We start from the raw sequence: 24,354 nt of genomic DNA on the forward strand, positions 1-24,354 counted from the left end.
TCGGCATTCTTTATTTTGGAGAGGTACCGCTGCGCCAACATACTTCGCTTTTACTCCAGAGCACAAGGGAGGCATCGATTCGCCGGGGCTCATCGTGTCTTCTTTGCACCCGGCCGTTTCAGGACCCGTTGGCCGGCATCGAAACAACACCTGAACGGATCCGGCCGTACGGACGCAGAAAATGCGGGCGTTTGTTTGCTGTGTTCAGATTGGGGGGACGGACATTCGTTGCAAATGGGTTCTAAGGCACTTTAGGGGGAAAAGGGCCCCCTAAAACGTCGTTGGGTACATCGCCGAAGGCACTTTATAGTATCCGGTGCCCTTCAAAACGTCACTATGAATGATTCCGAAGGCACTTTAGAGGGGTTTGGTGCCCCGGTAAACGTCATTATGAACGAATCGAGACTGCGTGCAGCGGAAAATGAACGGGTCGACGCAGCAAAGAGCCCGCGTCATTGCAGGAAAAGGGAGAGAAATAGTCCCGAAGGCACTTTAGGGGGAAAAGGACCCCTTAAAACGTCGTTGGGTATATCGCCGAAGGCACTTTATAGTATCCGGTGCCCTTCAAAACGTCACTATGAATGATTCCGAAGGCACTTTAGAGGGTTCCGCGCCCCGGTAAACGTCATTATCCTGTGGAAGTACGTCACGTGCGGGCGCTGACCTGACCGCACATCCTGCGGGGACCCGCGACTCGTGCTGTTTGGAGCAGGAGTCAAAGCATGTAGGCTCCGCTGCTGGACGATGGTTGAACAACGTCGCCGGACATTCGTGTTTTTCCTCCACCTATTTTACTTTTGTCCCAGACTCTTTATTTTAACAGTGGAATCCGCTCTTTATATTTTTCTACGAGGTGTTGATTATGTTCATCGGCCCCGTCCACATTTCCAGATAGAAAAACCGGAGGCTTCTCTCCATTTTCAGCAAGGTGTTCAATCACACCGGCAAACACGGTCTGAAGAATGACGGCTCCTATTACCGTAGACGTTGCTGCATACGGCTCCGGAACGTTGGGGTGTGTGAGCAGCGCGTCCCCTTTTCGACACAAGTTGTCGAGTACCATATCGACCGATTCATACAGCCGCTTCCCGCTTTCATGCCGGGAAGGCTGGCTTTTAGAATAGTCTATCGACGTAATCGCCACCACTGTCAGTCCTTTTTCTTTTCCGTACTCCGCAGCATCAATAGGTACAGGATTGCGTCCGGATGTAGAAATAACAATAAGAGCATCCCCGGTTTCAAGCGAATGCTGCTCCAGAAAGTCCCGGATATAATGATGTTTCCGCTCATTACGCGACGCCTGGACCGCTCCTTCATGAAGCATCAATGATTCCTCCAGCAGAGGATTCACAGGTACCAGCCCTCCCGAACGATAAAACACTTCTTCGCTTAGCAAGTGGGAATGGCCGGCGCCGAAAACATGAATAACACCATCTTTTCTTATCGTTTCCGCCAGGTATTCCACCGCTTTTTTCAATGATTCCGCCTGGTTTTTCTGCAGCTGCTCAAGGTCTTTTTGAACCTCCTCCATGTAACGAAACACAGGTACCGTCCCCTTTGATAAACAAGCTTGGTATTGTATACAGGTTATCACAACAAGCATGTAAAAAAGAACCGGTATAACATTACCGGTTCCTCTCATCTCGGCATATTAATGGTGAACTTATATCTGTCTCCCCGGTAGGCGGATTTCACGTATTCCAGCGGGGTGCCATCTTCAAGATATGTAGCACGTTGAATAAGCAGTACCGGAGCCCCTTCTTCTATCGCCAGGTTTTCTGCTTCTTCTGTATTGGCAAGCGACGCTTCGAAGGTCTGCTCGCCGCCGCCGATTTTCAGATTCTTCTCTTGTTCCAGAAAGGAGTAAATGGACCGGTTTTCCACGTCTTCCGGAAGGTCGCCGGCGATTTCCTTATTAATAAAGGTCGTTTCATACGCCATCGGAACATCATCGGCCATCCGGACCCGTTTAATTTCATAAACCTGGGTGTCCGTACTGGTCTGCAGGGCTTCCGCCACTTTCTTCGGTGCTTTGCGCAGCTGGTATTGCACCAATGCACTGCCGGGTTTGAGCCCCCGTGCTTTCATATCTTCTGTGAAACTCGTGAGCCCCTGCAGCGGCTGTTCTATTTTGGGTTCGGCGACAAAGGTGCCTTTTCCTTTTTCCCTCTGAAGCACACCTTCCTTGGCAAGCTCTGTCACTGCCTGACGGACGGTCATCCGGCTCACGTCGAAATCTTCAGAGAAAATTCGTTCGGAGGGAAGCATATCCCCCGGCTGCCACTGGCCGGTATCTATCTTTTTTCGTATCATTTCCTGAATTTGATAGTATATCGGCAGAGGTGAATTTTTATCAATCATTTCGTTTCCCTCTCCCTTCCTTCAGAAACACTCTTATGTGTTGAAACACCTGATAGAGCGGATTCATCCGCAATTATTGTAACATATGGATGATTCTGAAGGACGGATGCAGGAAAATTTTCGGTTTGTTTTCCCTCGAGCAGGGCGGTGAGGGCTTCTTTTTTACGGGATCCGGAAGCAAGCAGTAGAATGCGCCGGCTTTCCATAATGGTTGCGATTCCCATTGTCACAGCTTGATGCGGCACGTCTTCTTCCGATTCGAAAAACCGCGCATTTGCTTCTCTTGTGGAAGGTTTCAATTCCACAACGTGTGTCCGTGAATGAAAAGAACTTCCGGGCTCGTTAAACCCGATATGACCATTTTCTCCTATGCCAAGCAATTGTAAGTCGATGCCCCCGCTTTGCTGAATCTGCTTTTCATACCTTCGGGCTTCTTCCTGAAGATCTTTGGCATCCCCTCTTGGAAGGTGGGTCTGCCCCGGACGGAGCTGCAGCGGCTGAAAGAGCCTTTCTTTCATATAGCGGTGATAACTATTTGGATGATCCGGGGAAAGTCCTGCGTATTCATCCAGGTTGAACGTCTGCAGCTGCGACAGGGGAAGACTGCCGGCCTGGTTAATCCATTCCCGGTACGTTCCTTCCGGTGTTCCCCCGGTAGCAAGACCGAGCACAATCCCGGGCCTGTCCTTTATTTCCGCTCCAATCAGAGAAGCCGCTTTTTCGCTCATTTCCTGATCGTCTTTTACCGCTATGACTTCCATGTCATTCCCTCCTGTTCATAAGCGAGTATGCCCCGGCACCACGTCCGGCTCACACCGCCGCTTCGCGTGAGCAGCACCAAATCCGCATCCATTCCCGGAGCCACTCTGCCTTTGCGTGTCAGTCCCAGTTTATCCGCTGCATTTTTCGAGGTCATCGCCACTGCTTCTTCCAGGGAGCAGCCTGTAAATGCCATCACGTTCTTTAATGCTTCATTCATCCTAAGCATGCTTCCGGCGATTGTTCCGTCCTCAAGATACGGCCTGTTTCCCTCTACGGTTACGGTCTGGCCGCCGAGGTCATAGACACCGTTCTGGAGACATTTGGCCCGCAGGGAATCTGTGACTAAGAGGAGCCCGGACGCCCCTTTCATCCGAAAGGCGAAGCTCACCATCGCAGGGTGGACGTGCACCCCATCGGCGATGATTTCATTGGTAAGAGCGTCGTTTAACAGCGCGGCAGAAGCAAGACCGGGGTCCCGGTGATGCAGACCGCTCATGCCGTTAAAAAGGTGCGTCACATGGGAAATCCCATCTGCCGCCGCCTGATCGACCTCTTCCAGGCCTGCACTGGAGTGCGCAGCCGACGTTACGATGTCCTGCTGGGACAAATAACGGATAAGTGCGTGGTCCGGATCCTGCTCCGGCGCGAGCGACACCCATTTGATAAGCCCCTGGGCAGCCTCCTGCCACTGCTTGAATAAGGCAGTATCTGCCTGCTGCAGATGCTCTTTCGGCTGTGCCCCTGCTTTTTCCGCCGTGAAAAAAGGACCTTCCAGGTGAACGCCCAGCATCTTTGCACCTGCTTCAGGCTGATCCACCGGGAATGCCGCCGCATTTTCCAGTGCGTTTGTGATGGCGTCCTTCTGCTGCGTAATCGTTGTCGCCAGAAACGATGTCGTTCCTTCCGAGGGAAGGGTTTCGGATATGATCTGAAGGGCTTCCGGGGTCCCGTCCATCACATCGGCGTTATTGGTGCCGTGAATATGTACATCGATCATGCCGGGAACAAGTACTTCCTCCGGTCCGGCTTCGATTTCCACGGTTCTTTCTGACTTCACTGTACCAGCATCCCGGTCTTCCCCAACTGAGGAAACAACCCCGTTTTTCACGTGTACATACGCATGTTTCCGGGTTTGATCCGGGTTAACAACGGTAACATTCCGAAGGATAAAATCTTCCATTCCACGCCCTCCCCATCATGTCTATTGATTTTATTTTAACAGCAGGAAATATAGTTGTCTATACCATTTGTGTTATATAATCTAACTTCAGCATCACCGTGGAGAGGTTTTACGGACATTTTGCTTCGAGAAATGTCTGTAAAACTATGGTTAGAACCAAAATCATCAAGAAAATTGATGAAAGTGTCTCTAATATTAATTTTACAGCCATCTCCCTATTCAAAGTGTCCAGTAAACTATAATACTGGACACTTCCCCCCCTTAAACTGTCCAGTACATTGCTGACAACAATACTTGTATTATACAGAGGTTTTGATAATATAAAGAAAAAGGAGGACAAGATGATAAAGAAACCATGCAAGCCATCCAAAGAGCTTCAGGCCCTCCGTATTTTAAATAAACGGATGAATCTGAATGTTCATGACCAGCAATATTATTATGGACTTGAAAAAGGGCATGAAGGAGAAAAAATAATGAATCAATGGCTGCTTCAATTACAGCAGGATGCCATCATCATTAATGATCTGATGATTGAGCAGCAGCACAGTTTTTTTCAAATCGATATATTGGTACTCACCCATGGGCAGGCCCATCTATTCGAAGTAAAACACTTTGAAGGAGATTATTATGTCAAGGATAATCGCTTTTATCTCATGAATGACCGGGAAGTGAAAAATCCATTCCACCAGCTGCAGCGAAGCGAGGCTCTTATCCGCGATACTTTTCAGAAAATACATCTCTCTCTTCCAATCAAAGCACAAGTAGCCTATACTAACCCGTCTTTTTCCCTCTATCACGCTTGTCCTGATTTTCCTTTATTATTACCCGGACAGATCAAACGATTTATTCAGAAATGGAATAACGAGCCTTTTGCTCCTCTTCCCGATTATTATCATTCTGCCGCTGAAAAACTGCTGAAGCTGAACTGGGAATATTCTCCTTATACCCGCCTGCCGGATTACGACTACCACTCTCTTAAAAAAGGGATTACCTGTCCTGCATGCAGCAGTTGGATGCTTGAAAGAAAAAACAAACTCGTGTGCTCCAAATGCGGCTGTACAGAGGACCGGCGAAATGGCATCCTGAGATCCGCTGAAGAATTCAACGTGCTTTTCCCGAGAGAAAAGATAACAACCAACGGTATACATCATTGGTGTGGACTTCAAAGCAGCACGAAAAATGTCAGCCGGGTTCTACTTTCCCATTATCAGCGTTTCGGGAAAGGGAAGGGCTCTTATTATCAGGCGCCGCCAGTGGGGTTATAGACTTTTTTACATTAAAAATGTCCAATAAAAAAATGTTAGGGACATTTTGTGAGAAGATGACCTCCAAATTGTCCAGTAAAATTAAATTAGAGACATTTCGCTTTTCAAAATGTCTCTAATCAACCACCCCAATCAATAACTCCAATCAATACCCATACCCGAGCTTCCGCGACACGTCCATGGCGGTTTCTTTAAGCTTTTCAATACAGCCGCCCATCGTGTCTTCGTCGGTGCGCATGGTGAGGGTGGACATGCTGATGGCGGCGGTGACACGGCCGGTGTGGTCCCGGATCGGCACCGCTGCACAGCGTACGCCGGGTTCGTTTTCTTCCTTATCCTCAGCGTATCCCTGTTCCCGGACGTTCTGAATCTCTTTACGGAAGGCGGAGGAGCTTGTGATCGTGCGCTCGGTCCGGCGGGTGAATACGTAATCCTCAAGCAGAGCGTCAATCTCATCGTCAGGACAAAAAGCGATCAGTGCTTTACCGACACCGCTGCAGTGCAGAGGCACACGGCGCCCGACCCGGGAATAAAAAACAACCGCCGACGGCTGCTCCACTTTATCAATATAGACTCCTTCATGTCCGTCCTGAATCACAAGATGAACCGTTTGGCGCACGGCACGGGAAAGCTCATATAAAGAGTCCTGCGCCGCGCTTCGAAGATCACGGCTGCGGATCACATGGTTGCCGCGTTCAAATAATTTCATGCCGAGGGCGTACCGGCCGGATTCACCCGCCTGTTCTATGTACTGATGTTTTTCCAGTGTTTTTAACAGCGAATGGACGGTGCTTTTATGAAGATGGAGCCGTTCGCTGATATCGGTGATTTTAAGCTCCGTTTCATCATCATCAAATAAATCAAGAATCTGCAGGGCGCGGTCGACGGATTGAATAATCGGCATCCAACCACCACCTCCTTTCTAAAACACGTATTGAATAAGCAGCGCGAGCGCCGTCCCGCCACTGCTGAATAACAGGGCGGCAGGAAGATTCCAGAGCGAGATGCGGTATGGATTCTGGTGAAGAAGCATACCGGTCAGCGAGACGGTGATATTAAATGGTCCTGCCATGACCGTGGACAATCCGGACGTAATCAGAACCACCGCTGCCCCGGCCGGCGCGATATCTCCAAGCAGCGGCTGCAGCATCTCCCCGGCCAGGGTTATGGTAACAATCGGATGAAAACCTATCATCGCAAGCGCCAGAAACATAACCTGAATGGATACGAATAATAGTACCGGACTATTCTCCAGAAATAAAAACGGGTACTGCAGCCAATTCATCCACACCGTTTCCTCGAGCACACTGATGAAAAAACCGACGGATAAAAACAGCACAATGTAATTCTGCATAGACGATGTCCGGTTTTTCCAGTTTCTCCCGGCATAGAGCATAAAGGAGCGTATTCTCCCTATGACAAGCGCCCACCCAAAAGAAAAAGGAACAATCACGAGCGCAACGGTTTCAAGAAAGGATACCGGCATCAGCCGCTGCAGGAGAACCACAGATGCAATAAATAAGATCAAAAAGAAGGACAACCCCGCAATTTTGCGGTACACCTTATTCATGTCCACAGGGCGGGTTTCGATGGACGTTTTAATATGCCGGTATTTCCGTCCGCTGAACAGCGTGATCAACAAGAACACAGCGGCAAAGAGGAGCAGAAGCGGCAGCAGCTCCAGATATCCAGCCCCTGTTATGTCCACCGATATGGCAACAAGCAGCTCCATCGGGCTCCACACAAGACACAACGCGTAGCCGCGCAGCATGGCCGAGCTGATAAAGTGGGCAGATAGCCGGGTCCTCTGTTCACGCAGATTGCGTCGTAGGACATGAACCACGAGCGGGAGTGTGCTGACATTCAAAAATGTGCCGATTAAGAAGGATACTCCTGCCGCACGCCGGTACAACTGACCAAGGTGAGTGACGTTTGTTTTCAATAATTTATTAACTTTTTGGTCATAACGGCCGACCACGATCACACTGTTAATAAAGGGCAGTACATAAAATACCATTATCAGCATAACCATGGACGTCATATAGTACGGAAATTCACGCACCGGGAGTCCTTCCGCCCAGGAAGCCGCAAGTGCTGTGACGAGAAATACCGCAGCCGTTCCTTTGTACAGGCGCCCCGCCTTTGGAAAAGAAACGACAACAGACCCTGCGGCAGCCAGGCCTGTCAGATAGGACAGCCATTCTGCATCTGTGAAAAGGGAAACAGCGTAAGACCCGACCAGTACGCTGTATAACAATATATACATCATAGCAAACGTTCCTTTAAAACCAGAGCTTAAAAAACAAAGCAGCGCGTCCTCCTTTTTCGAAAACGCCCTGCTGTATTTTCCGGCTTATTTTACGGCTTGATGGAAGGCGTCGGTGAAAGCCTGGGCCCGTTTGGTGAGAGCCGCTTTTTCCCCGCTGTTCCAAGGATTCTTCGTATTAACAAGAGCACTTCCCACTCCGACGGCAACAGCTCCCTGATCCATGTAATCCTTCAGGTTTTCCGTGGTGATCCCGCCGGTCGGCATCAATGGAATATGAGGAAGGGGCCCCTTGATGTCTTTCAGGTAGGACGGGCCGAACTGGTTGGCCGGAAAGACTTTAATAACGTCTGCCCCGTTTTCATAGGCATTCAGTATTTCCGTCGGGGTCATGGCACCCGGAATGCTGATCACCCCGTACCGCTTGGACATCCGGATCGTTTCCGGATTCACGGTAGGGGAAAAGATGAACTGGGCTCCTGCCATAATCGCCGAACGTGCCGTCTCAGGGTCGAGTACCGTGCCGGCTCCTGTAATTAATTCATTTCCATAGGATTTGCGCAGCTTCTCAATAGCAGCCAGTACGTTCGGTGTTTCCATCGTGATCTCAAGCGTCCGCACGCCGCCTGCCAGAAGCGCTTCCGCCATATCTTCAATATTGTCCGGGTCTGCTCCACGGATGATCGCCACAACGCCGTTTTCTTTAATGTCCTGAATAGATGTCATATCCGTATCCTCCTTAACGCCGCACATCTTCTGTGCCGCTGTCTTTGTTCACTAATGCTTCCACATCTTCGCGTTCCGGCAGGCCTTCCACGTCCCCTTCGGCCTGGGTGACAAGCGCACCCACCGCATTACCGCGGCGTACGGCGTCTCCCGGGGAAAGCCGGTCGAGCAGACCGGAGAGATAACCGGCGGCGAAGCCATCACCCGCTCCGACCGGATCAACGACTGTCTCCACATCAAAAGCCGGAATAAATTCCGATCCGTTCTTATTGAAATAATACGTTCCTTTGCTGCCGGCTTTCAGTACCACTTCAGCAGCTCCCTGCTGTAAAAAGAGACGTCCGAGTTCGTCGGGATCTTCGGTGCCGAATAGAAAAGCGCCCTCATCAATTCCCGGCATGATAATATCCGCCTGCGATGCGATATCAAGCAGGGTGCGGCGCGCTTCTTCTTCGCTCCATAAAGAGCGGCGCAGGTTGGGATCGAAGACAACGACGGCACCGTGCTGTTTCGCCATTCTGACGGCCTCCGGCAGCATATCCCGGCAGCTGCTGCTCAGCGCCGGTGTGATGCCGCTGATATGTAAGTAATCCGCCTGTTTTATATACTCTTCCTCGAGGTCAGCTGTACTCAGGCGGCTTGCTGCCGAGCCTTTCCGGTAATACTGCACCCGTATATCCCCGGCTTTTCGGAATTCCTTGAAATACAGGCCTGTCGGGGCTTCTGTATCGAATGTAACGCAGTCGGTATTCACTCCTTCGCCCCGGATAAAGTGAAGCATCGCTTTCCCAAGTTCATCGTCGCCGACACGGCTGATCCAGCCCGCCTGATGACCAAGCCTTGCCAGCCCTATGGCCATATTTGATTCCGCTCCTCCGAATTTCCGGGAATAGGAATGAGCGTACCTCATTAACCCGTTTTGATCCGGGGTGAACAGAGCCATCGTCTCCCCTATCGTTACAACATTCATTCCCGCACCTCCGTTTGTTTTATAATATAAAACATCGTTCTGTTATGATAATTCTATCGTATACCACCGCAAAAGAATCGTCAATTTCTATACAAAAGAACTCCCCCTAATGGGAGCTCTCTTCATCCGGCATGTGCGCGGGATACCAGTCCCAGCCGAGCTTGAGCAGATGCACGATTTCATCGGCAGCCGCTTCTTCGCTTTTTCCGTCTGTGTCAATCTCTAATGTGTTCAAGGAATAGATCTGCTTCCGCTCATAGAACAGAGTTTCCATTTCCTCCATCGTTTTATTCAGCAGAACAGGGCGGTTCTCCTGAATGAGGGGGAGACGTTCTTTCCATGTCTCAAAGCTTAGGTTTAACAGTATCACAATACCGTATTTCATACAGACTTCTCTTATTTCAGACTGGCTGTATGCTCCTCCGCCAAGGGCCAGAATCTTCAACCGTTCTTTTTCACAAAGGTGGACCGTTGCTTCCTTTTCCATTTCCCGAAACATTTCTTCTCCTTTTTCACGGAAAATATCCGGAACACTCATGCCCTGCTGCTTTTCAATATATGTATCAACATCGATAAAATCCCTGTACAATTTTTTTGACATCAGGTTTCCGATCGTGGATTTACCTGACCCCATAAATCCTATTAAAATAATATTTCTTTCCCGTAAAGCCGGCAGCTGTTCCATTTTCCTCCCCGCTTTCTATCATCATTTATCCATTATATCAAGTACGTTTCCAGCTCTCTCATGACTTCAATCGGTATCTGGCCGGGCGCGGAACTGTTCCCTCCCACTGCAAATGCGAACAGGGAACCGAACTGCCATCCGGCTATCCTTGAGACGGCTCCCAGCTTCCCCATCGACATCGTAATGACAGGAATGTTCAGCTGTGCTTCTGCGTCACGTGTTACCTTCAGAAGGGACAGCACATCATCCATCGTTTCAGGCATCACAGCAAGCTTGGCAGCATCCGCCCCGGCCTGTTCCATTTCTCTCAGCTGATTCATCATGTCCTCTTCGGAGGGGGTGGCAGAAAAATCGTGATAGGAAACAATAAAAACCACACCATTTTCTCTGCAGATCGTTTGAACTTCCTTCCGTTCCGCTTCGTCATGCTGCAGTTCATAATCCAGCATATCCACGTATCCGCTGGAACACAACTGTTGATACAACTCGATTTTGTCCTGTTCTTCCATATATGATTTCTGTCCGCCCTCCTTTTCAGAACGGATGGTGAATAGAAGAGGAATCCCCTGCAGCGCTGTCTGCAGACGCGAAGCGGTGTGCACCACCTGCTTTGGATCAGAAAGACTTTCATAAAAGTCTGCCCTCCATTCCAGGAGATCCGGCTTTTTCTCCTGCGCAGATGCTGCTTCTTCCAAGAGCCCGGTTTCTGTTCTCCCTGTCAGTGGCAGGCAGAGAGAAGGTTGCCCGGTTAAAAACGTGCGGGTGCTGGTTTGAATTTCTTTTGCCTGCATCTCAACCTCCTGATCTATTTTTATCCCCATACCTAAAAATTTCGTCGATATATGTTACATTTCTTGTGAAATATAAGCTATAATAGAACTATTATACTACATTTACTACTCTGAATGGCAGGTGTGCACTTTGGCAAAAGGGGAGTATGTTAACGCAAACCGGTTAGAAAAATCTCCGCTGCTTGTTTTTCTGATGGTTTTTCTGTTCACAACAGTCGGATGTCTCTTATTCATATTCGTGCCGCCCGCTGCAGAACCAGGTCTGCTTTTCACCCTTATAGGATCCTTTGTTTTATTTGGCGGAGTCCATTTATACCTGCCATGGAATGGGAACTATTATATTTCGCTTGCTCCTGTCATTTTCTTTGGTTCTTATTTCGCCGCAGGACCGCCGCGGCTTATTTTGTGCTGGCTGTAAGCTCTATCGTATTAAGCATATGGTTTCACCGCAAATCCTTTGCGCTTCTGGGCTTGATACGGATGAATATCATGCTTTCATTAAGCACACCCCTGCTCATGGTGTTTCAGCACTACAGCATGGCCCTGTCTTTTGACAACCCTTCTAGTCTTATCATAACAGCTTTTCATTTGATTCTCACCACTACTATATGCCTGGCTGTATTTTTACTCTGGCAAAAATTTTATTCCAAAACAAGAGTGACCATATCGATAGTATGGATAAGCACCGGTATCATCGTATTTCTCCCCAGCTTTGTAACCGCTATGATTTTATTTCATGCAGCACTCGGCTGGATGGGAGTGCTGTTCTTTGACATTCTTCTTTTTCTCGTTAACCTGTTTTTACAGATTCAATACCGGATATACAGCGAATATTATGAAGCAGCCTACTATGACAATCTAACCGGACTTCCCAACGCCCGTAGTTTCGAAAAACATCAAAAGGACAGAACAATCTGCAGTCCCGGATATTATTTATTTCTTATTAACATAGACGATTTCAAGCGGATTAACAGCTTTTTCGGTAATGAGGGGGCTTCCTATATTTTAGTATCCTATGCCAACCGGCTTCTGTCACTGTGCGGACCCGGCGGAAAGGTGTACCGTATGAATGGGGATGAATTTGCTCTATTAGCGCCTCCTGGTACGTATAAGGATCTTAAGGAGGAGATTCCGGCTGATGTCGAGGAACCCTTTTTGTACCATCATGAACCTGTTTACCTGGAAATCAGCATTGGTGTGAGCGCACAGACAGTCACGGCGGAAAAACAGCCTGCGCAGCTGTTGCAGGAAGCGGATCTCGCCATGCAGAAAGCAAAAGAAACCGCGGGCACCGCGCTTCACTTCTATAATAAAGCGTTGGCCGATGCTTCTTTGAATGAAGTTAAACTGCGTCAGGATCTTCATCACGCACTGGATTCAGAAGAAATGTACCTGATTTTTCAACCGCAGCTGTTTCTGACAAATGGCAGGATATATGGTTTTGAAGCTCTCCTTCGGTGGGAGCACCCGAAACAGGGCTATATTTCTCCAGGCCGCTTTATCCCGGCTGCTGAGGATTCAAGCATGATTCACCCAATCGGCCGCTGGGTTTTCAAAGAGACATGCCGCCTCTTAAAAGAAAGACAGGACCAGGGAGAGACCATGTACGGCGTTAGTGTGAATGTATCGTTTCGTCAATTTCATGACCCGGGCTTTGGACCATATGTTAGTCATACGCTGACCTATTACGGCATTGATCCAGGCCTGATCACACTCGAACTGACAGAGTCTGCGACCATCGACAACCTTCATGATCTTGTCCCGACCCTGACCAGATGGAAGGAGGCCGGCATCAAACTGGCGCTGGATGACTTTGGTTCGGGCTATTCTTCGATGAATTATATCGGAACGCTCCCGTTTGATTTGATTAAGATTGACCGTTCCTTTATTCAGGACCTTCCTGCCTCCTACTCCAAAGGATCCATCGTGCGGGCAGTACTGGGCCTTGCTCACGACCTGGATATGACAGTCGTTGCTGAGGGCGTGGAAACAGAGGAACAATGGGACTGGCTCCGTGCTCACTCCTGTGATGCCGCCCAGGGCTTTCTCATTGGAAAAGGCAGTCCTTCCATCAACGCCTGTATACAGGAAGCCTTTTCTTCCTGAAAACGAATCGTTTTTTCCGCGTTTATGCTTGATGATGCCGGGGAAAAATATTTACACCGAATACGATTAATAGAAAGGAGCATACCAATGAGTCTGAAAAAGAAACTCTTCAGTACCGCCAAAGAGTATTTAAAAGACGAGAAAAACCGGGAAAAAGCAAAGCAGATGGCCAACACTGCTGTAAATAAAGCAAAGCAGATGAAGAAAAAATAAGCCTGTCTCCCGTATGTATTTCACAAAACTATTTTGACAATACATCATCTTCATGATACGTTAAAAGCAATCGCATACAAAGAGGCCGCTGGGGGCGCTGTAAAGCTGAGATAAGGAATGCCGTATTCCTTGGTCCCTTAGAACCTGCTCTGGTTAGCACCAGCGAAGGGAAGTGGAGCCGGCATATCTGTCTGTGGATGAAAGACGGTCTTTGCGCCGTCTCAACCATAATATCTCCTACCAAGCAGAGCCGCTCCATTTCCGGAGTGGCTCTTTTTATGTGAAAAATCACAGAAAGGCAGGAGTTGAATGATGAGATTTTCAGAGAAATTGAGACAGAACACGGATCATATTTTTGAGGCCTGCTATGACCACCCGTTCATTCAGGGTATCGGCAAAGGACACCTGGAAAAGGAGCAGCTCATCCATTATGTGAAGCAGGACTATGAATATTTGAATGCCATGATTCAGGCACGCGCCCTCGCCATAGCCAAAAGCAGAACCCGGGAGGAAATGGAATTATTCCATTCCGGAATCGGATTTATTTTAAACAGTGAAATTCACCCCCACCACAATTTGTGTGACCAGGCCGGGGTCGGATACGATGAACTGCACGGATATCCGCTCGCTCCCACCGCCCAACACTATGCTAAACATATGCTTCACACAGCCTACGAGGGCAATATCGGGGATATCATCGCAGCTACCCTGCCATGCCCGTGGATTTATCTGGATGTCGGCCGCCGGCTTATTGAGGACTATCAACCGGATGAAACCCACCCTTTCTACGACTGGATTACATTTTACGGACAGCAGGAAGAACCCCGCATGCAGGAATACCTGGATAAACTCGATCAGATGGCAGAAACCGCATCCGACGAGGAAGTAAAACGCTGGGAAGAGCACTTCCTGGACGGCTGCCAGCTGGAATATATGTTTTTTGATATGGCTTATAAAGCCCATGACTGGCCGTTTGCCGAAGATAAAAAACCGGGGCATGCAGCCCAATGAGACAGAACCATACAATGAATCTCCGCGAAATCGTGGTGATGGCGTTTATTTCTGCTGTCTTCGGGGTCCTTTATTTAGTCTGGATATTTCTCGGACAGCTTGTGACAGGCATCCTGGGTCCGGTAGGCGGCGGCTTGATGGCGGGCTTTTGGATTATGGCCCCCATTGTCTGTGCCCTGATCATTCAAAAACCCGGGGTGGCCCTGTTTGCTGAGCTTATCGCAGCCGGCACCGAAATTATGGTTGGATCGGTCAACGCCGGATCGGTGCTGATCCTCGGTTTCACCCAGGGACTTGGCGCAGAGCTTGTGTTTGCTGTGTTCCGGTACCGCAGTTTCAAGCTGCCTGTGCTGATGCTTGCAGGAATGGCCGGTACAGCCGCCAGTTTTCTGACCGAGTTTGCCATGTTCGGATACAGTCAGTTTGCAGCAGGCGTCGTCTGGTTCATGCTTGGTACAATGCTGCTGAGCGGTCTGCTGCTTGCCGGCTGGGGAAGCCATTACCTGACGTGGGCACTGGTGCGGACCGGTGTTCTTCATAACTTTGCCATCGGCCGCAGCATCCGCCAAAGGAAACAGGAGAGGGGGGCATCATAATGAGTGGTGCATCCATCCACGGGTTGAGCATTACTTATCCTGCAGATAACCAGCCTGCCCTTCCACCTCTCGATCTTGAAATAAACACCGGCGAAAATATTCTTATTACCGGGCCGAGCGGCTGCGGCAAAAGTACACTCGCTCTTGCGCTGCAGGGCTTGATTCCAAGAGCCATCGAGGCTGAAAAAACAGGAATTCTCACCGTAAACGAAACAGAACCGGAACACTGGACAATAGCACAAGCCTGCCATCACGTCGGCATATTGTTTCAGGATCCGGAAACGCAGTTCTGCATGGAGACCGTGGAAGACGAAATTATTTTCGGCATGGAAAACATCGGCCTCCCTGCCGCCGAGATAAACAGCAGACTGGAACACGCCCTTCAAGTGACCGGATTAAAAGAACGGCGCTCCAGCCGGCTCACAAGCCTCTCCGGCGGTCTGAAACAAAAAGCAGCGGCGGCCTGCCTGCTGGCCCTGGCGCCGGATATGTTTATCCTGGATGAACCGACCGCCAACCTGGATCCAAAGAGCAGTGAAGATATTGTTTCGTTGTGGATTGACACTGCCGCCCGCGGCAGCAAGACCCTTCTGTTTATCGAGCACAACATGGAGACCGGTCTGGAGCATATCGACCGGGTGATTGCGCTCCAAAAAGAAGGAGGGGTCCTGCTCGACGGTTCTCCCCGCTTTCTTTTCCGGGAAAAAGCACACGTACTGGAACAGGAAGGAATCCGGGTCCCGGAAGTATGCCGGACAGCACGCCACGTGGAACAGGAAGGGCATATGACCTGGGATCTGTTTCCGCTCAGTATGAACGAATGGGAGACACAATGCGCGCAGCATGGCATTCGAAAAACGGAAGAACCAGTGCCGAACCTTTCGCAGAACACTCCAGCTGCGCCTCCTTTGATAGAAGCCGAAAACCTGACTTTTTCCTACGGAGCGGAGCGTATTCTGGAGAACGTCTCCTTCACACTGCATGCAGGAGAATTCGCCGCCCTCTGCGGTTCCAACGGAGCAGGCAAAAGTACGCTGGCCCACCTTCTGACCGGCCTTGAGCAGCCAGGTGGAGGAACATTGTTTCGAAATGGAAAGGAAGCAAGGCGTTACAAAACAGAGGAAATCATGAAGCAGACCGGGTTTGTGTTTCAAAATCCCGAGCATCAATTCATCTGTGACTCGGTGGAAGATGAATTAACCTACGGCTGGCGGATGGCAGGCATTAATCCAGCGTCCCGTCGTGCAGAACTTGAAGAAATGCTCCACTTCTTTCAACTGCAGGAGAAGCGGGCGGCCAACCCTTTTTCCCTGAGCCAGGGACAGAAACGCCGTCTATCGGCTGCTGTCATGCTGGCGGGGGAGCAGGATCTGTTGATTCTCGATGAGCCGACATTCGGTCAGGATGAAACCGGCACGAACGCGTTGATGGAGATGCTGAAGAAATGGCAGCAGCGGGGCGGCACGATTCTGATGATTACCCATGATATGGAACTGGTGGATCGTTACGCCGGCAAAGTACTCCTTCTTCATGAAAAAAGTACCGCCTTTGAAGGCGGTACGGACGCATTCTTTCAGCAGAATGATCTGCTTGAGAAAGCTTCAGTGAAAGTTCCGGTTTCCCGAAAATTGAAACCCTGGGTTCATTCCCTCGAAAGGCAGGAAGCACCATGTTAGAACAGTATCAGCAAAAAGACCGTTTCCTGCAGAAGGTCAATCCTTCCCTGAAACTGGGCGCTGTCCTGGTCATCATTATCATGATGGTACCCGTGTTTGACCCTTGGACCCCGCTGTTTTTATTCGGGTGCACGATAACGATGATCATCGCCCTCGGCGGGGTATCGTTTCGTTTTCTCGGGCTGCTTTTGCTTCCTTTTCTGTTATTTGCATTCAGCTTCGTCTGGATTCAGGTTGTGTTTCCGGATGAACGCGGAAGCACGATTTTATTTACCATCGGCAGCCTTCCGGTATCCCTTGAAAACGTATCGACCGGCGTCTCGCTCGGCATGCGTGCGCTTGTTTTCGGATCCTGGTCGCTGCTTTTCGTTCTTACGACAGAACCGTCCCGGTTTATGCTCAGTCTCATCCAGCAGTGCAAACTGCCGCCCCGGTTCGGGTACGGGATGATGGCGGCTTATCGTTTCCTTCCTTTGTTCCGGGATGAACTGCGGCAGATCCGTACCGCCCACCGCATCCGCGGCCTCGGCGAAAAGCGGGGGCTCGGTCAGATGAAACGGTATTTTATCCCGTTAATGGCAGGAGCCATCCGCAAAGCCGAACGAACCGCTGTCGCGATGGAGTCCAAAGGATTCGACGGAAGCCGGAACCGCACGTTTTACCACCGTATACACTGGAACCGTTATGATGCGTATTTCACCGGATTATTCCTTCTATTGCTGACAGCGGTCTGGTTTGTCAGCAGCCCCTGGTCCGCTTGACCAGGGGCTTTTTTCTTTGTCTCCGTTATGCTTGGAAACCTGCGGAACGCGCCTCGTTTTCAGGGAGACCGTGCTGCACGCGGTGTACGTAGCCGCTGCATAACTTAAGGATGTCTTTAGTGTCCATAAAAGCTGGATGCGTAGACACTTACCGGGCCGCCAGGAACAAATTGGAATTCCCGGAGAGACTCTTTTGACACTTCCTCCGGTTTGCCTTTATTTTTCCTTACGCTTTGACAAAGAAGGAGGAGAGTCATGGAGACTCACTACTGTCGGTATGAAGAGCGGCAGTATGATAAGGCCGAAGAGCAGCAGCCCGGTTACAACGACAGTGCCGACCTGCATGAGCGTCAGGACGCCGGACGGAATCATCGCGCCGAATGTGCCGGATAGAATAATAGCTGCCGTAATAATGACAGTCCCCATTTTCTTCATGGCCTTCAGCAGACCTTCCTGAACGCCGAGTTCGGCCTCTTCACGGTAACGATCAAACAGAAAGATTGAATAGTCAACCCCGAGTGCTACGAGCATGACAAACCCGAAGAACGGAACCGGCCACATCATACCTGGGTAATCCAGCCCTTGAACGAAAATCATTTCCGCCGCTCCCATAGCAGTGTAATACGCCAGCATCAGTCCGCCCAGAATGAAGACAGGCTTCACAAGGGAACGGAGAAGAACAGCCAGAATCAAAAACAATCCAATCAATATGATAATGATGGTGTTCGTAAAATCTTCGGTGGAAATGTTCTCAAGATCCGCATTGGTTCCAGGAACACCGCTGTAGGTGATCGTATCCTCCTCAAGTGGTGTCCCGGCAGTCTCCATCGAAACAAGCTGTTTCACCTGATCCACTGCCTCAATCGCTTCGACCGAGTACGGATCCTCTTTCAGGCTCACTTCCATCGTCATGCCGGTTTGATCTTCAAATGCATACTGACGGACACCTTCCTGAAAATCTTCATTTTCAAGAAGATCATCCGGTACAAATACGCCGCTTCCGCGGATATAGGAAGCTCCGGAAGCCTCTGCTGTGTAGGTTTGGGCACTTTCCAGTCCTGATTCAATATCCTCAAGACCATTGATGGCTTCCTGTACCCCGTTGGTCAGCTCATCAAGGCTGGATGCCAGGTCGTTTGCCTGCGCCTGCTGTTGATTGCTCATCTGCTGACTGCCCTGCTGCAGCCCGTTCTGCACTTCCGTCAGTCCCTGCTGCACCCCACCGAGTTGCTGGGCCGCTGCCTGGGTATTACCTGTCTGCTGCAGCTGGGTGGAAATAGTGCCGACCTGGCTGTTGATGTCCTGGATGCCGGAGACTGCTTCATTCAAGGATCCTCCGCTGCCGGAGGCGCTTCCCTGAACCTGACTGTTCATATCCTGCAGGCCGTTACGCACTTCGCTTAGACCGTTTTGGACTTCCCCCAGGCCGTCACGGGCATCTGAAATACCGGTTGATACATCTTCCAGCTGGTTGTCGACATACATTTCATCCAGCACAGAGCCGGTCGGCCGGGTTACCCCGCGCACTTCATCCACTGCACTCGACTGTTCCAGCGTACGGGCCAGTGACTCAACGGCCGCAAGTTTTTCTTTTGTTATCATGTCATTTTCCGAATCAATAACCATTTCAAGAGGCAGTGCATCCCCCATACCAAAGGCACTTTCAATAACGTGCAGACCTTCAACCGACTGCGCATCGGATCCTATTTCATCGGTATTATTGTAGGAGATGTCATTGTCATAGGTTAATAGAAAAGGAAGCGTTACAACAGCGGCAATCAAAATGGAGAGGACCGGCCGGAACACGGACAGCCGTCCCATTGCTTTCCAAAGTTTATTATCCTGATGCTCGGCTCCTTTTTTCGAAGGCCAGAATAGTTTATCTTTCAGCACCGCCATGAAAAACGGCATCAGCGTGTACAACACAAGGAGCAGCACGGCAATACCGACCGCCACACCTACAGCCGACTGGAAAATCGCAAAGTCTGCAAAGCCTATCGCCGCAAAACCAACAAGTACGGCAATACCGCTGTACAACAGTGTTTTACCAGCTGTGCTGTACGTGTTTACAATAGCATCCTTGACTTCCTGTCCATTAGACAGCTCTTCTTTATACCGGCTGAGAAGGAGAATACAGTAATCCGTCCCTATGCCAAACAATACCGCGACGAGAAAGATCTGCGTGTACGTCGACAATGGAAAACCAAAACCTTCCGCCAGCAGCGCAATGATGGACTGGCTCAGCAGATAGGTCACCGCGACCGAAATAAGCGGTACAAACGGAGTGACCACAGCCCGGAATACAACAAGCAGCAGCACAAAAATAAGAACGACAGTAATTCCTTCTGTACGCTCAAGTCCGTCCTGTGTCGTTTCGTCCACGTCATCGCTGATGATCGCGTCTCCTGTCACATACTGCGTCATTCCATCTGGAACAGACAGAGACTGCAGTGCTTCTCCGGCCTGGACCGCCGCTTCCTGTCCTCCATTAACCGAAACGGGCACAAGCACCACGCCACTCTCTTCAGACACCAGTTGATTCCGTACCTCCTCCCGTTCAAACGGGGAAGTCACTTCTTCAATATTTTCATCAGCTGATCTGACGTCTTCTATATATCCTGTGATATTCTGTTCTTTCTCTTCCGTCAGTGATCCATCAAGTTCCAGCACCAGACTGAGGGACTCCGCTCCTTCTCCGGCATCTTCGAGTATAGTATCTGCCTGCTGGGAAGACATCTCTTCAGGAAGCTGAAAACTCTCTTCCTCCCCGGCCAGGCGGGATAAATCCGGCGACAGGAAAAAGAGCAGCACTGTTACAGCCAGCAGCGCCGCAGCAATCACCCACCGGAATCTAAGTATCGTACGCATGTTTCTTTCCTCCTTTTTTCTGTAAAACAGATGAAAAACAGAGGCGGCTTTTATGCCTCGCTTCTCAGCAGTGATTTGACCTTCTGGAAAATATAAATGAATTCATCCACTTCTTCTTCATTGATTCCGGATAGTATGGAACTTAAGTATTCATTTACCTGCTGATTGGCCTGTTTGTATGCCGTCTCTCCTGCCTCCGTGAGCTGCACGTATTTCACCCGTTTATCGTTCTCATCCGGAATGACGCGGACATACTCTTTTTCCACCAGTTTCTTCAAACGACTCGATGTGGCACTCTTATGCCCTCCCTGCAGTTCCGTTAACTGCTTGGAAGTCATCGGGCCGTGTCGTTCGAGCAGATTCAGCATTTTGATCTGTTCCATCGAGAACTCTTTATGGAGTTCGTTTCCCACTTTGCGGAACACTTCGTTCTGACCGTCAATCATCACATCTGTGAACAGACGGATCGCTTCCTCCATTCTACTTTCACCCATATGAAGTTCACCCCCTAAACTATAATATAGTTTACCCCTTGAACTTTTAACTTGTCAATCGATATGCTATGTATTCTAAGCCTCACATTCTCCTTTCCGGTGCTGAAATGTGAGGTTTACATTACTTCTACCCGTCACTTTTTCCCTCCCTGCCGGTAAAAGTGACGCTGAAAGCGCCACACCCATCCCTGCAGGCAAAAAAGGAGCTGCCCCGCGGGACAGCTCCTGGTACTATTCATCTTTCAGGCTCCAAAGCGGTGGGAGGGTGTTCCTTCCACTCCCGGATTCACAGCAAACAGCCCGCCGGCGTGCGGCTCTTTATCAAGCTGTTCTTTTTCCAGTTTATTGCGGGCGGTGGTAATATACAGCGTCTTCAGATCTTCCCCGCCGAACACGCAGGATGTCACCTGGCTGGCGGGTACATCTATTTCTTCCAGACACTGTCCCGTTTCAGGATTCCAGCGGCTTACTTTCCAGCCTCTGAAATGCGCAATCCAAAGCATTCCTTCCGCATCAATCGTCATGCCGTCCGGCCGGCCGTCGTCTCCTGAAAAAGTGATAATCGGCCGGCGGTTTGAAATTTTGCCTGTGGCAATATCGTAATCAAACGCACTCACTTCAAGCGTGGGAGTGTCAATGAAATACATCGTTTTGCAGTCCGCACTCCATGCCAGGCCGTTGGAAATCCCTATATGACTGACTTTTTGGCTGCAGGTGAAATCAGGAGTCAGACAATACAGCGCTGCCTGATCTTTCTGTTTGCTGTACGCCATCGTCCCAGCCCAGAACCGCCCCGCCGGATCCACTTTTCCATCATTAAACCGATTGCCGGGCAGATGCTCTTCCGGATCCACAACCAAATCAAATGTTTCCCGGTCAAAATCAATCCTGTAAAAACCATGCTGCATAGCACCGATCAGCTCGGCGTCTTTATGTACCACAACAGCTCCTGGTTCCTGCCCGGCATGCAGCGTTTGATTGCTTTGCTGTTTTGGATCAAAGCGATGGATATTCTCCCCCATGATATCCACCCAGTATAATACGTTTTGATGTCCGTCCCAGGTCGGCCCTTCGCCGAGCAGGGCTTTTTCATCGACAATAAGTTCTGCTTTTTTATTCATTATTCATCCTCCCGGTATGACGTGTTCGGGTGTCCGGCCTTTCACTCCATCTACACACTGCCGTGCTGCATCCATTGCCATCGCATGCCTTGTCTCATAGGTAGCGGTCCCGATATGCGGAAGTGCGACAACGTTTTCCATGCCCAGTAATGAATGATTGGGATCCACCGGCTCCTGCTCAAACACATCCAGGCCGGCAGCAGCGATCTCTCCTTCTTCCAGGGCCTGGATCAGGTCTTCTTCCACAACGACTTTCCCGCGGCTGCCGTTTAGAAACACAGCGTGCTGCTGCATGCTGCCAAACGCTTCGGCATCAATGAGCCCGTGCGTTTCATTTGTAAGCGGCGTGAGCACCATGACAAAATCCGAGGATTGGAGCAATTCTTTCAGCTCCGCGTAGGCAGCGCCGGTATTCGTTTCTGCTTCGGGCTTCCGGCGGCGGTTGTAATACATCACTTCCATATGAAAACCAAAAGCCGCGCGTCGAGCCACTTCTTCTCCAATCCGGCCCATGCCGATAATCCCCAGCGTCTTATGGTGCACATTGGCACCAAAATGCTCTGAGGTCAGCGGCTTTTTCCAGTTCCCGTTTTTCACCATGTTGTTCAGCTCCGGCATACGGCGGGCGGTGGCGATCATCAAACCTGTCATCGTGTCAGCCATCGTATCAATCAAAACGGTCGGAGTGTGGGTAGCAGTAATGCCTCTTTTTGAAATCGCTTCCATATCAAGATTGTCGTAACCGACCGACACATTGCTGATAACCTTCAGTTTCGGTGCATGCTTTAAAAGGTCTTCATCCATGCGCAGGCCGGCTCCATACAAGGCATCTGCTTTTGAAAGCTCCTCATAAAACCTGTCTTCTTCTTTCTTTGGACGGACAACACTCACTTCTGCATGTTCCTTCATAAATGCGAGAACGTCTTCAGGCGGCTCTACATAAGACAGAATCTTCGGCATTCTATTCATCCCTCCCCTGTAAACTATGCTTTCATTTTATCATAATTCCGCTTTCACAGGGTGGGAGTAGACCGCTTTGTTCTTCCCGGATTTTTTCGCTTCAAACATCAGCGCATCCGCTCGTTCCACCACCGCTTCAGGCGTCTCACCCCAGTCAGCGGACAGAGCAGTTCCGATAGAGACCGTCATATTCCAGCTCTGATCCCCTTCCAGACACGTGAACGGAACCTGCATCCGCGAAAGAAGGGATTCTGTCAGTTCATAGGCAGCAGTGTTCGTCTGGTCTTCCAGAATAACGACAAATTCTTCTCCGCCGTAACGGTACACCGACCCCTGCTCGCGGATGGTTTCGTTGATGCGTCCGGCCGTTTCAATCAGTACTTTATCCCCAATATGGTGTCCAAAGTCATCATTAAATGATTTAAAATTATCCACATCAATCATCATGACAGTAAACCTGCGTCCGGACACACCCAGATACTCCAGATACTGCTCCAGTTCATGGCGGTTGTATACCCCCGTCAGCCCGTCAATTTTCGACCGTTCTTTATACTGCCTGTTCATCACAAAGAACTGGATGATTTTTTGAAGAACATAGTAAAATAACAACGAAGCAGCCGTGCAGGCTGTGATATAAAGAAGTCCTTCCCCCCAATCCCAATTGCTCAAGGTAAGAAAAGAAATCACCATGATATTTTGAACAGTGTAGGCTGTGCTCACAATGATGAAAGACAAAAATCGGCGCGGAATGAAAAAAGCAAGGGCTATCAGCACCGTTCCAACAATAAGAATGTCCAACGTTCCAAGCATGGAGCCAATATCCTCTTGATTAAAAAAGTACCTCCCCAGCGCTGCAGTAAGAACCGTGCTTCCGCTGACCAGCGGGGAATAAAAAAGAGCTGTATATGTAATAGGAATATGAAAAAAAGAGAGCAGCACATTCTCACTGATCTGGTAGGCATTCATCATTAAAAGAATGCAGGTTATCCCGGCGGAGATACCAAGAATAACCTGCTTTATTTTTAGAAAACCGGGTTTTCGCAGCACCGGCAGGTACAGCACGTAGTTAATAAGCACTGTACACGTGAACAGTAAACTGAAACTGACTATAAAACTATTAATCAACTGAATCCCTTCTTCAACGAAACCTCTCCGAAATTCTTTGCCGGAGAAAGCAGAGTCTTCACCAAAAGTATCATAATACAGAATGCCGCGGCTGTAAATGATTCGCGTCCTTTTGTTTAAAGGACCGCAGACGCGGGAAAATGAGTACTAACAATTCTTAGAGAGGTGGTAGTAACATGGCAGATCAAGAAAGCTGGAGTAATAAAATTAAAGGCGCTGTCAACAAAGTAAAAGGCGAAGCAAAAGATCAAATCGGCAACGCCAAAGAGGATCCTGAACTTCAGGAAGAAGGCAGAAAAGATAAATCCAAAGGCAATACCCAGCAGGACATCGGCGAAATAAAAAGTGAAAAAGAAAATAAAGAGAAATAAACGATAAAAAACCGTCGCCCTTTTTAACAAAGCGGGACGGTTTTTT

Annotated in this window: 24 protein-coding genes and 1 riboswitch; of the genes, 9 read left to right on the plus strand and 15 right to left on the minus strand. The window is 49.6% G+C overall.

Translation table 11 applies throughout. The annotated features are described in order from the left end of the window. A partial coding sequence (locus tag ACFSUB_RS09920) for a hypothetical protein (protein ID WP_380713021.1) occupies positions 1-245 on the plus strand: 245 nt, incomplete at its 5' end. Between the two features lie 566 nt (positions 246-811). On the opposite strand, the gene ACFSUB_RS09925 is transcribed toward ACFSUB_RS09920, so the two are convergent. The 4 genes from ACFSUB_RS09925 to nagA all read right to left on the minus strand — a co-directional run bounded on the left by ACFSUB_RS09925 (position 812) and on the right by nagA (position 4,303). After that, positions 812-1,531, minus strand: coding sequence for an SIS domain-containing protein (locus tag ACFSUB_RS09925; protein WP_380713233.1), 720 nt, complete (start codon positions 1,529-1,531; stop codon positions 812-814). Between the two features lie 107 nt (positions 1,532-1,638). Further along, positions 1,639-2,361, minus strand: coding sequence for a GntR family transcriptional regulator (locus ACFSUB_RS09930; RefSeq protein WP_380713022.1), 723 nt, complete (start codon positions 2,359-2,361; stop codon positions 1,639-1,641). Continuing rightward, positions 2,358-3,122, minus strand: a complete 765-nt coding sequence (gene nagB, locus ACFSUB_RS09935; protein ID WP_380713023.1) for a glucosamine-6-phosphate deaminase — start codon at positions 3,120-3,122, stop codon at positions 2,358-2,360. Before nagB ends, ACFSUB_RS09930 begins: the two co-directional genes overlap by 4 nt. Then, the gene (gene nagA, locus ACFSUB_RS09940; RefSeq protein ID WP_380713024.1) at positions 3,110-4,303 is read right to left on the minus strand and encodes an N-acetylglucosamine-6-phosphate deacetylase; all 1,194 of its coding nucleotides are present in this window, start codon (positions 4,301-4,303) and stop codon (positions 3,110-3,112) included. Before nagA ends, nagB begins: the two co-directional genes overlap by 13 nt. Positions 4,304-4,644: 341 nt before the next feature. On the opposite strand from nagA, the gene ACFSUB_RS09945 reads away from it, so the two are divergent. Next, positions 4,645-5,568 (plus strand): NERD domain-containing protein, encoded by a 924-nt coding sequence (locus ACFSUB_RS09945; RefSeq protein WP_380713025.1) that lies wholly within the window; start codon positions 4,645-4,647, stop codon positions 5,566-5,568. A gap of 145 nt (positions 5,569-5,713) precedes the next feature. On the opposite strand, the gene ACFSUB_RS09950 is transcribed toward ACFSUB_RS09945, so the two are convergent. The 6 genes from ACFSUB_RS09950 to aroD all read right to left on the minus strand — a co-directional run bounded on the left by ACFSUB_RS09950 (position 5,714) and on the right by aroD (position 11,006). Continuing rightward, positions 5,714-6,472, minus strand: coding sequence for an IclR family transcriptional regulator (locus ACFSUB_RS09950; protein WP_380713026.1), 759 nt, complete (start codon positions 6,470-6,472; stop codon positions 5,714-5,716). Positions 6,473-6,490: 18 nt separating this feature from the next. After that, positions 6,491-7,837 (minus strand): hypothetical protein, encoded by a 1,347-nt coding sequence (locus ACFSUB_RS09955; protein WP_380713027.1) that lies wholly within the window; start codon positions 7,835-7,837, stop codon positions 6,491-6,493. 84 nt (positions 7,838-7,921) lie between these two features. Beyond that, positions 7,922-8,560, minus strand: a complete 639-nt coding sequence (locus tag ACFSUB_RS09960; protein WP_380713028.1) for a bifunctional 4-hydroxy-2-oxoglutarate aldolase/2-dehydro-3-deoxy-phosphogluconate aldolase — start codon at positions 8,558-8,560, stop codon at positions 7,922-7,924. A 13-nt stretch (positions 8,561-8,573) separates the two neighbouring features. Next, positions 8,574-9,530 (minus strand): sugar kinase, encoded by a 957-nt coding sequence (locus ACFSUB_RS09965; protein ID WP_380713029.1) that lies wholly within the window; start codon positions 9,528-9,530, stop codon positions 8,574-8,576. Positions 9,531-9,636: 106 nt separating this feature from the next. Next, positions 9,637-10,215 (minus strand): shikimate kinase, encoded by a 579-nt coding sequence (locus tag ACFSUB_RS09970; protein WP_380713030.1) that lies wholly within the window; start codon positions 10,213-10,215, stop codon positions 9,637-9,639. A gap of 32 nt (positions 10,216-10,247) precedes the next feature. After that, the gene (aroD, locus tag ACFSUB_RS09975) at positions 10,248-11,006 is read right to left on the minus strand and encodes a type I 3-dehydroquinate dehydratase (RefSeq protein WP_380713031.1); all 759 of its coding nucleotides are present in this window, start codon (positions 11,004-11,006) and stop codon (positions 10,248-10,250) included. Between the two features lie 489 nt (positions 11,007-11,495). Between aroD and ACFSUB_RS09980 the strand changes: the two genes are divergently transcribed. The 6 genes from ACFSUB_RS09980 (at position 11,496) to ACFSUB_RS10005 (ending at position 17,369) form a co-directional block, all read left to right on the plus strand. After that, positions 11,496-13,112, plus strand: a complete 1,617-nt coding sequence (locus tag ACFSUB_RS09980) for a putative bifunctional diguanylate cyclase/phosphodiesterase (RefSeq protein WP_380713032.1) — start codon at positions 11,496-11,498, stop codon at positions 13,110-13,112. Positions 13,113-13,199: 87 nt separating this feature from the next. Beyond that, a complete protein-coding gene (locus ACFSUB_RS09985; protein ID WP_280139702.1) occupies positions 13,200-13,325 on the plus strand; it encodes a hypothetical protein in 126 nt (41 codons plus the stop codon). A gap of 80 nt (positions 13,326-13,405) precedes the next feature. Beyond that, positions 13,406-13,513: riboswitch (TPP riboswitch) on the plus strand. Between the two features lie 124 nt (positions 13,514-13,637). Further along, positions 13,638-14,336 (plus strand): thiaminase II, encoded by a 699-nt coding sequence (tenA, locus tag ACFSUB_RS09990; RefSeq protein ID WP_380713234.1) that lies wholly within the window; start codon positions 13,638-13,640, stop codon positions 14,334-14,336. After that, a complete protein-coding gene (locus ACFSUB_RS09995) occupies positions 14,333-14,932 on the plus strand; it encodes an ECF transporter S component (RefSeq protein WP_380713033.1) in 600 nt (199 codons plus the stop codon). Before tenA ends, ACFSUB_RS09995 begins: the two co-directional genes overlap by 4 nt. Continuing rightward, positions 14,932-16,608 carry an ABC transporter ATP-binding protein gene (locus ACFSUB_RS10000; RefSeq protein ID WP_380713034.1) on the plus strand — a complete coding sequence of 559 codons (1,677 nt, stop codon included), beginning with the start codon at positions 14,932-14,934 and terminating at the stop codon, positions 16,606-16,608. The genes ACFSUB_RS09995 and ACFSUB_RS10000 overlap by 1 nt, the downstream gene beginning before the upstream one ends. Beyond that, the gene (locus ACFSUB_RS10005; RefSeq protein WP_380713035.1) at positions 16,602-17,369 is read left to right on the plus strand and encodes an energy-coupling factor transporter transmembrane component T family protein; all 768 of its coding nucleotides are present in this window, start codon (positions 16,602-16,604) and stop codon (positions 17,367-17,369) included. Before ACFSUB_RS10000 ends, ACFSUB_RS10005 begins: the two co-directional genes overlap by 7 nt. 216 nt (positions 17,370-17,585) lie before the next feature. On the opposite strand, the gene ACFSUB_RS10010 is transcribed toward ACFSUB_RS10005, so the two are convergent. The 5 genes from ACFSUB_RS10010 to ACFSUB_RS10030 all read right to left on the minus strand — a co-directional run bounded on the left by ACFSUB_RS10010 (position 17,586) and on the right by ACFSUB_RS10030 (position 23,937). Then, positions 17,586-20,237, minus strand: a complete 2,652-nt coding sequence (locus tag ACFSUB_RS10010; protein ID WP_380713036.1) for an MMPL family transporter — start codon at positions 20,235-20,237, stop codon at positions 17,586-17,588. A 50-nt stretch (positions 20,238-20,287) separates the two neighbouring features. Further along, a complete protein-coding gene (locus ACFSUB_RS10015) occupies positions 20,288-20,731 on the minus strand; it encodes a MarR family winged helix-turn-helix transcriptional regulator (RefSeq protein WP_380713037.1) in 444 nt (147 codons plus the stop codon). Between the two features lie 242 nt (positions 20,732-20,973). Beyond that, positions 20,974-21,852, minus strand: a complete 879-nt coding sequence (locus tag ACFSUB_RS10020) for an SMP-30/gluconolactonase/LRE family protein (RefSeq protein ID WP_380713038.1) — start codon at positions 21,850-21,852, stop codon at positions 20,974-20,976. A gap of 3 nt (positions 21,853-21,855) precedes the next feature. Next, on the minus strand, positions 21,856-22,812 hold the full coding sequence (locus tag ACFSUB_RS10025; RefSeq protein WP_380713039.1) for a 2-hydroxyacid dehydrogenase: 957 nt from the start codon (positions 22,810-22,812) through the stop codon (positions 21,856-21,858). Positions 22,813-22,851: 39 nt separating this feature from the next. Next, positions 22,852-23,937 (minus strand): GGDEF domain-containing protein, encoded by a 1,086-nt coding sequence (locus ACFSUB_RS10030; RefSeq protein ID WP_380713040.1) that lies wholly within the window; start codon positions 23,935-23,937, stop codon positions 22,852-22,854. A 176-nt stretch (positions 23,938-24,113) separates the two neighbouring features. Here ACFSUB_RS10030 and ACFSUB_RS10035 point away from each other — a divergent pair, with 176 nt between their 5' ends. Next, entirely contained in the window at positions 24,114-24,308 is a 195-nt protein-coding gene (locus tag ACFSUB_RS10035) for a CsbD family protein (RefSeq protein WP_380713041.1), read from the plus strand. Positions 24,309-24,354: the final 46 nt, after the last annotated feature.

This window comes from Salibacterium lacus (genome assembly GCF_042684865.1).
GTDB lineage: Bacteria > Bacillota > Bacilli > Bacillales > Marinococcaceae > Salibacterium > Salibacterium lacus.

Excerpts from the sequence above, each read along its gene's own strand:
- aroD (WP_380713031.1), bottom strand. The coding sequence starts at position 11,006 with ATGCAGGCAAAAGAAATTCAAACCAGCACCCGCACGTTTTTAACCGGG.
- ACFSUB_RS09980 (WP_380713032.1), top strand. The coding sequence starts at position 11,496 with ATGCTTTCATTAAGCACACCCCTGCTCATGGTGTTTCAGCACTACAGC.
- ACFSUB_RS10015 (WP_380713037.1), bottom strand. The coding sequence starts at position 20,731 with ATGGGTGAAAGTAGAATGGAGGAAGCGATCCGTCTGTTCACAGATGTG.
- tenA (WP_380713234.1), top strand. The coding sequence starts at position 13,638 with ATGAGATTTTCAGAGAAATTGAGACAGAACACGGATCATATTTTTGAG.
- ACFSUB_RS09985 (WP_280139702.1), top strand. The coding sequence starts at position 13,200 with ATGAGTCTGAAAAAGAAACTCTTCAGTACCGCCAAAGAGTATTTAAAA.
- ACFSUB_RS09955 (WP_380713027.1), bottom strand. The coding sequence starts at position 7,837 with ATGATGTATATATTGTTATACAGCGTACTGGTCGGGTCTTACGCTGTT.
- ACFSUB_RS09925 (WP_380713233.1), bottom strand. The coding sequence starts at position 1,531 with ATGGAGGAGGTTCAAAAAGACCTTGAGCAGCTGCAGAAAAACCAGGCG.
- ACFSUB_RS10010 (WP_380713036.1), bottom strand. The coding sequence starts at position 20,237 with ATGCGTACGATACTTAGATTCCGGTGGGTGATTGCTGCGGCGCTGCTG.
- ACFSUB_RS09970 (WP_380713030.1), bottom strand. The coding sequence starts at position 10,215 with ATGGAACAGCTGCCGGCTTTACGGGAAAGAAATATTATTTTAATAGGA.
- ACFSUB_RS10000 (WP_380713034.1), top strand. The coding sequence starts at position 14,932 with ATGAGTGGTGCATCCATCCACGGGTTGAGCATTACTTATCCTGCAGAT.
- nagA (WP_380713024.1), bottom strand. The coding sequence starts at position 4,303 with ATGGAAGATTTTATCCTTCGGAATGTTACCGTTGTTAACCCGGATCAA.
- ACFSUB_RS09960 (WP_380713028.1), bottom strand. The coding sequence starts at position 8,560 with ATGACATCTATTCAGGACATTAAAGAAAACGGCGTTGTGGCGATCATC.
- ACFSUB_RS09950 (WP_380713026.1), bottom strand. The coding sequence starts at position 6,472 with ATGCCGATTATTCAATCCGTCGACCGCGCCCTGCAGATTCTTGATTTA.
- ACFSUB_RS09945 (WP_380713025.1), top strand. The coding sequence starts at position 4,645 with ATGATAAAGAAACCATGCAAGCCATCCAAAGAGCTTCAGGCCCTCCGT.
- ACFSUB_RS09965 (WP_380713029.1), bottom strand. The coding sequence starts at position 9,530 with ATGAATGTTGTAACGATAGGGGAGACGATGGCTCTGTTCACCCCGGAT.
- ACFSUB_RS10035 (WP_380713041.1), top strand. The coding sequence starts at position 24,114 with ATGGCAGATCAAGAAAGCTGGAGTAATAAAATTAAAGGCGCTGTCAAC.
- ACFSUB_RS10025 (WP_380713039.1), bottom strand. The coding sequence starts at position 22,812 with ATGCCGAAGATTCTGTCTTATGTAGAGCCGCCTGAAGACGTTCTCGCA.
- ACFSUB_RS10020 (WP_380713038.1), bottom strand. The coding sequence starts at position 21,852 with ATGAATAAAAAAGCAGAACTTATTGTCGATGAAAAAGCCCTGCTCGGC.
- ACFSUB_RS10005 (WP_380713035.1), top strand. The coding sequence starts at position 16,602 with ATGTTAGAACAGTATCAGCAAAAAGACCGTTTCCTGCAGAAGGTCAAT.
- nagB (WP_380713023.1), bottom strand. The coding sequence starts at position 3,122 with ATGGAAGTCATAGCGGTAAAAGACGATCAGGAAATGAGCGAAAAAGCG.
- ACFSUB_RS09995 (WP_380713033.1), top strand. The coding sequence starts at position 14,333 with ATGAGACAGAACCATACAATGAATCTCCGCGAAATCGTGGTGATGGCG.
- ACFSUB_RS09930 (WP_380713022.1), bottom strand. The coding sequence starts at position 2,361 with ATGATTGATAAAAATTCACCTCTGCCGATATACTATCAAATTCAGGAA.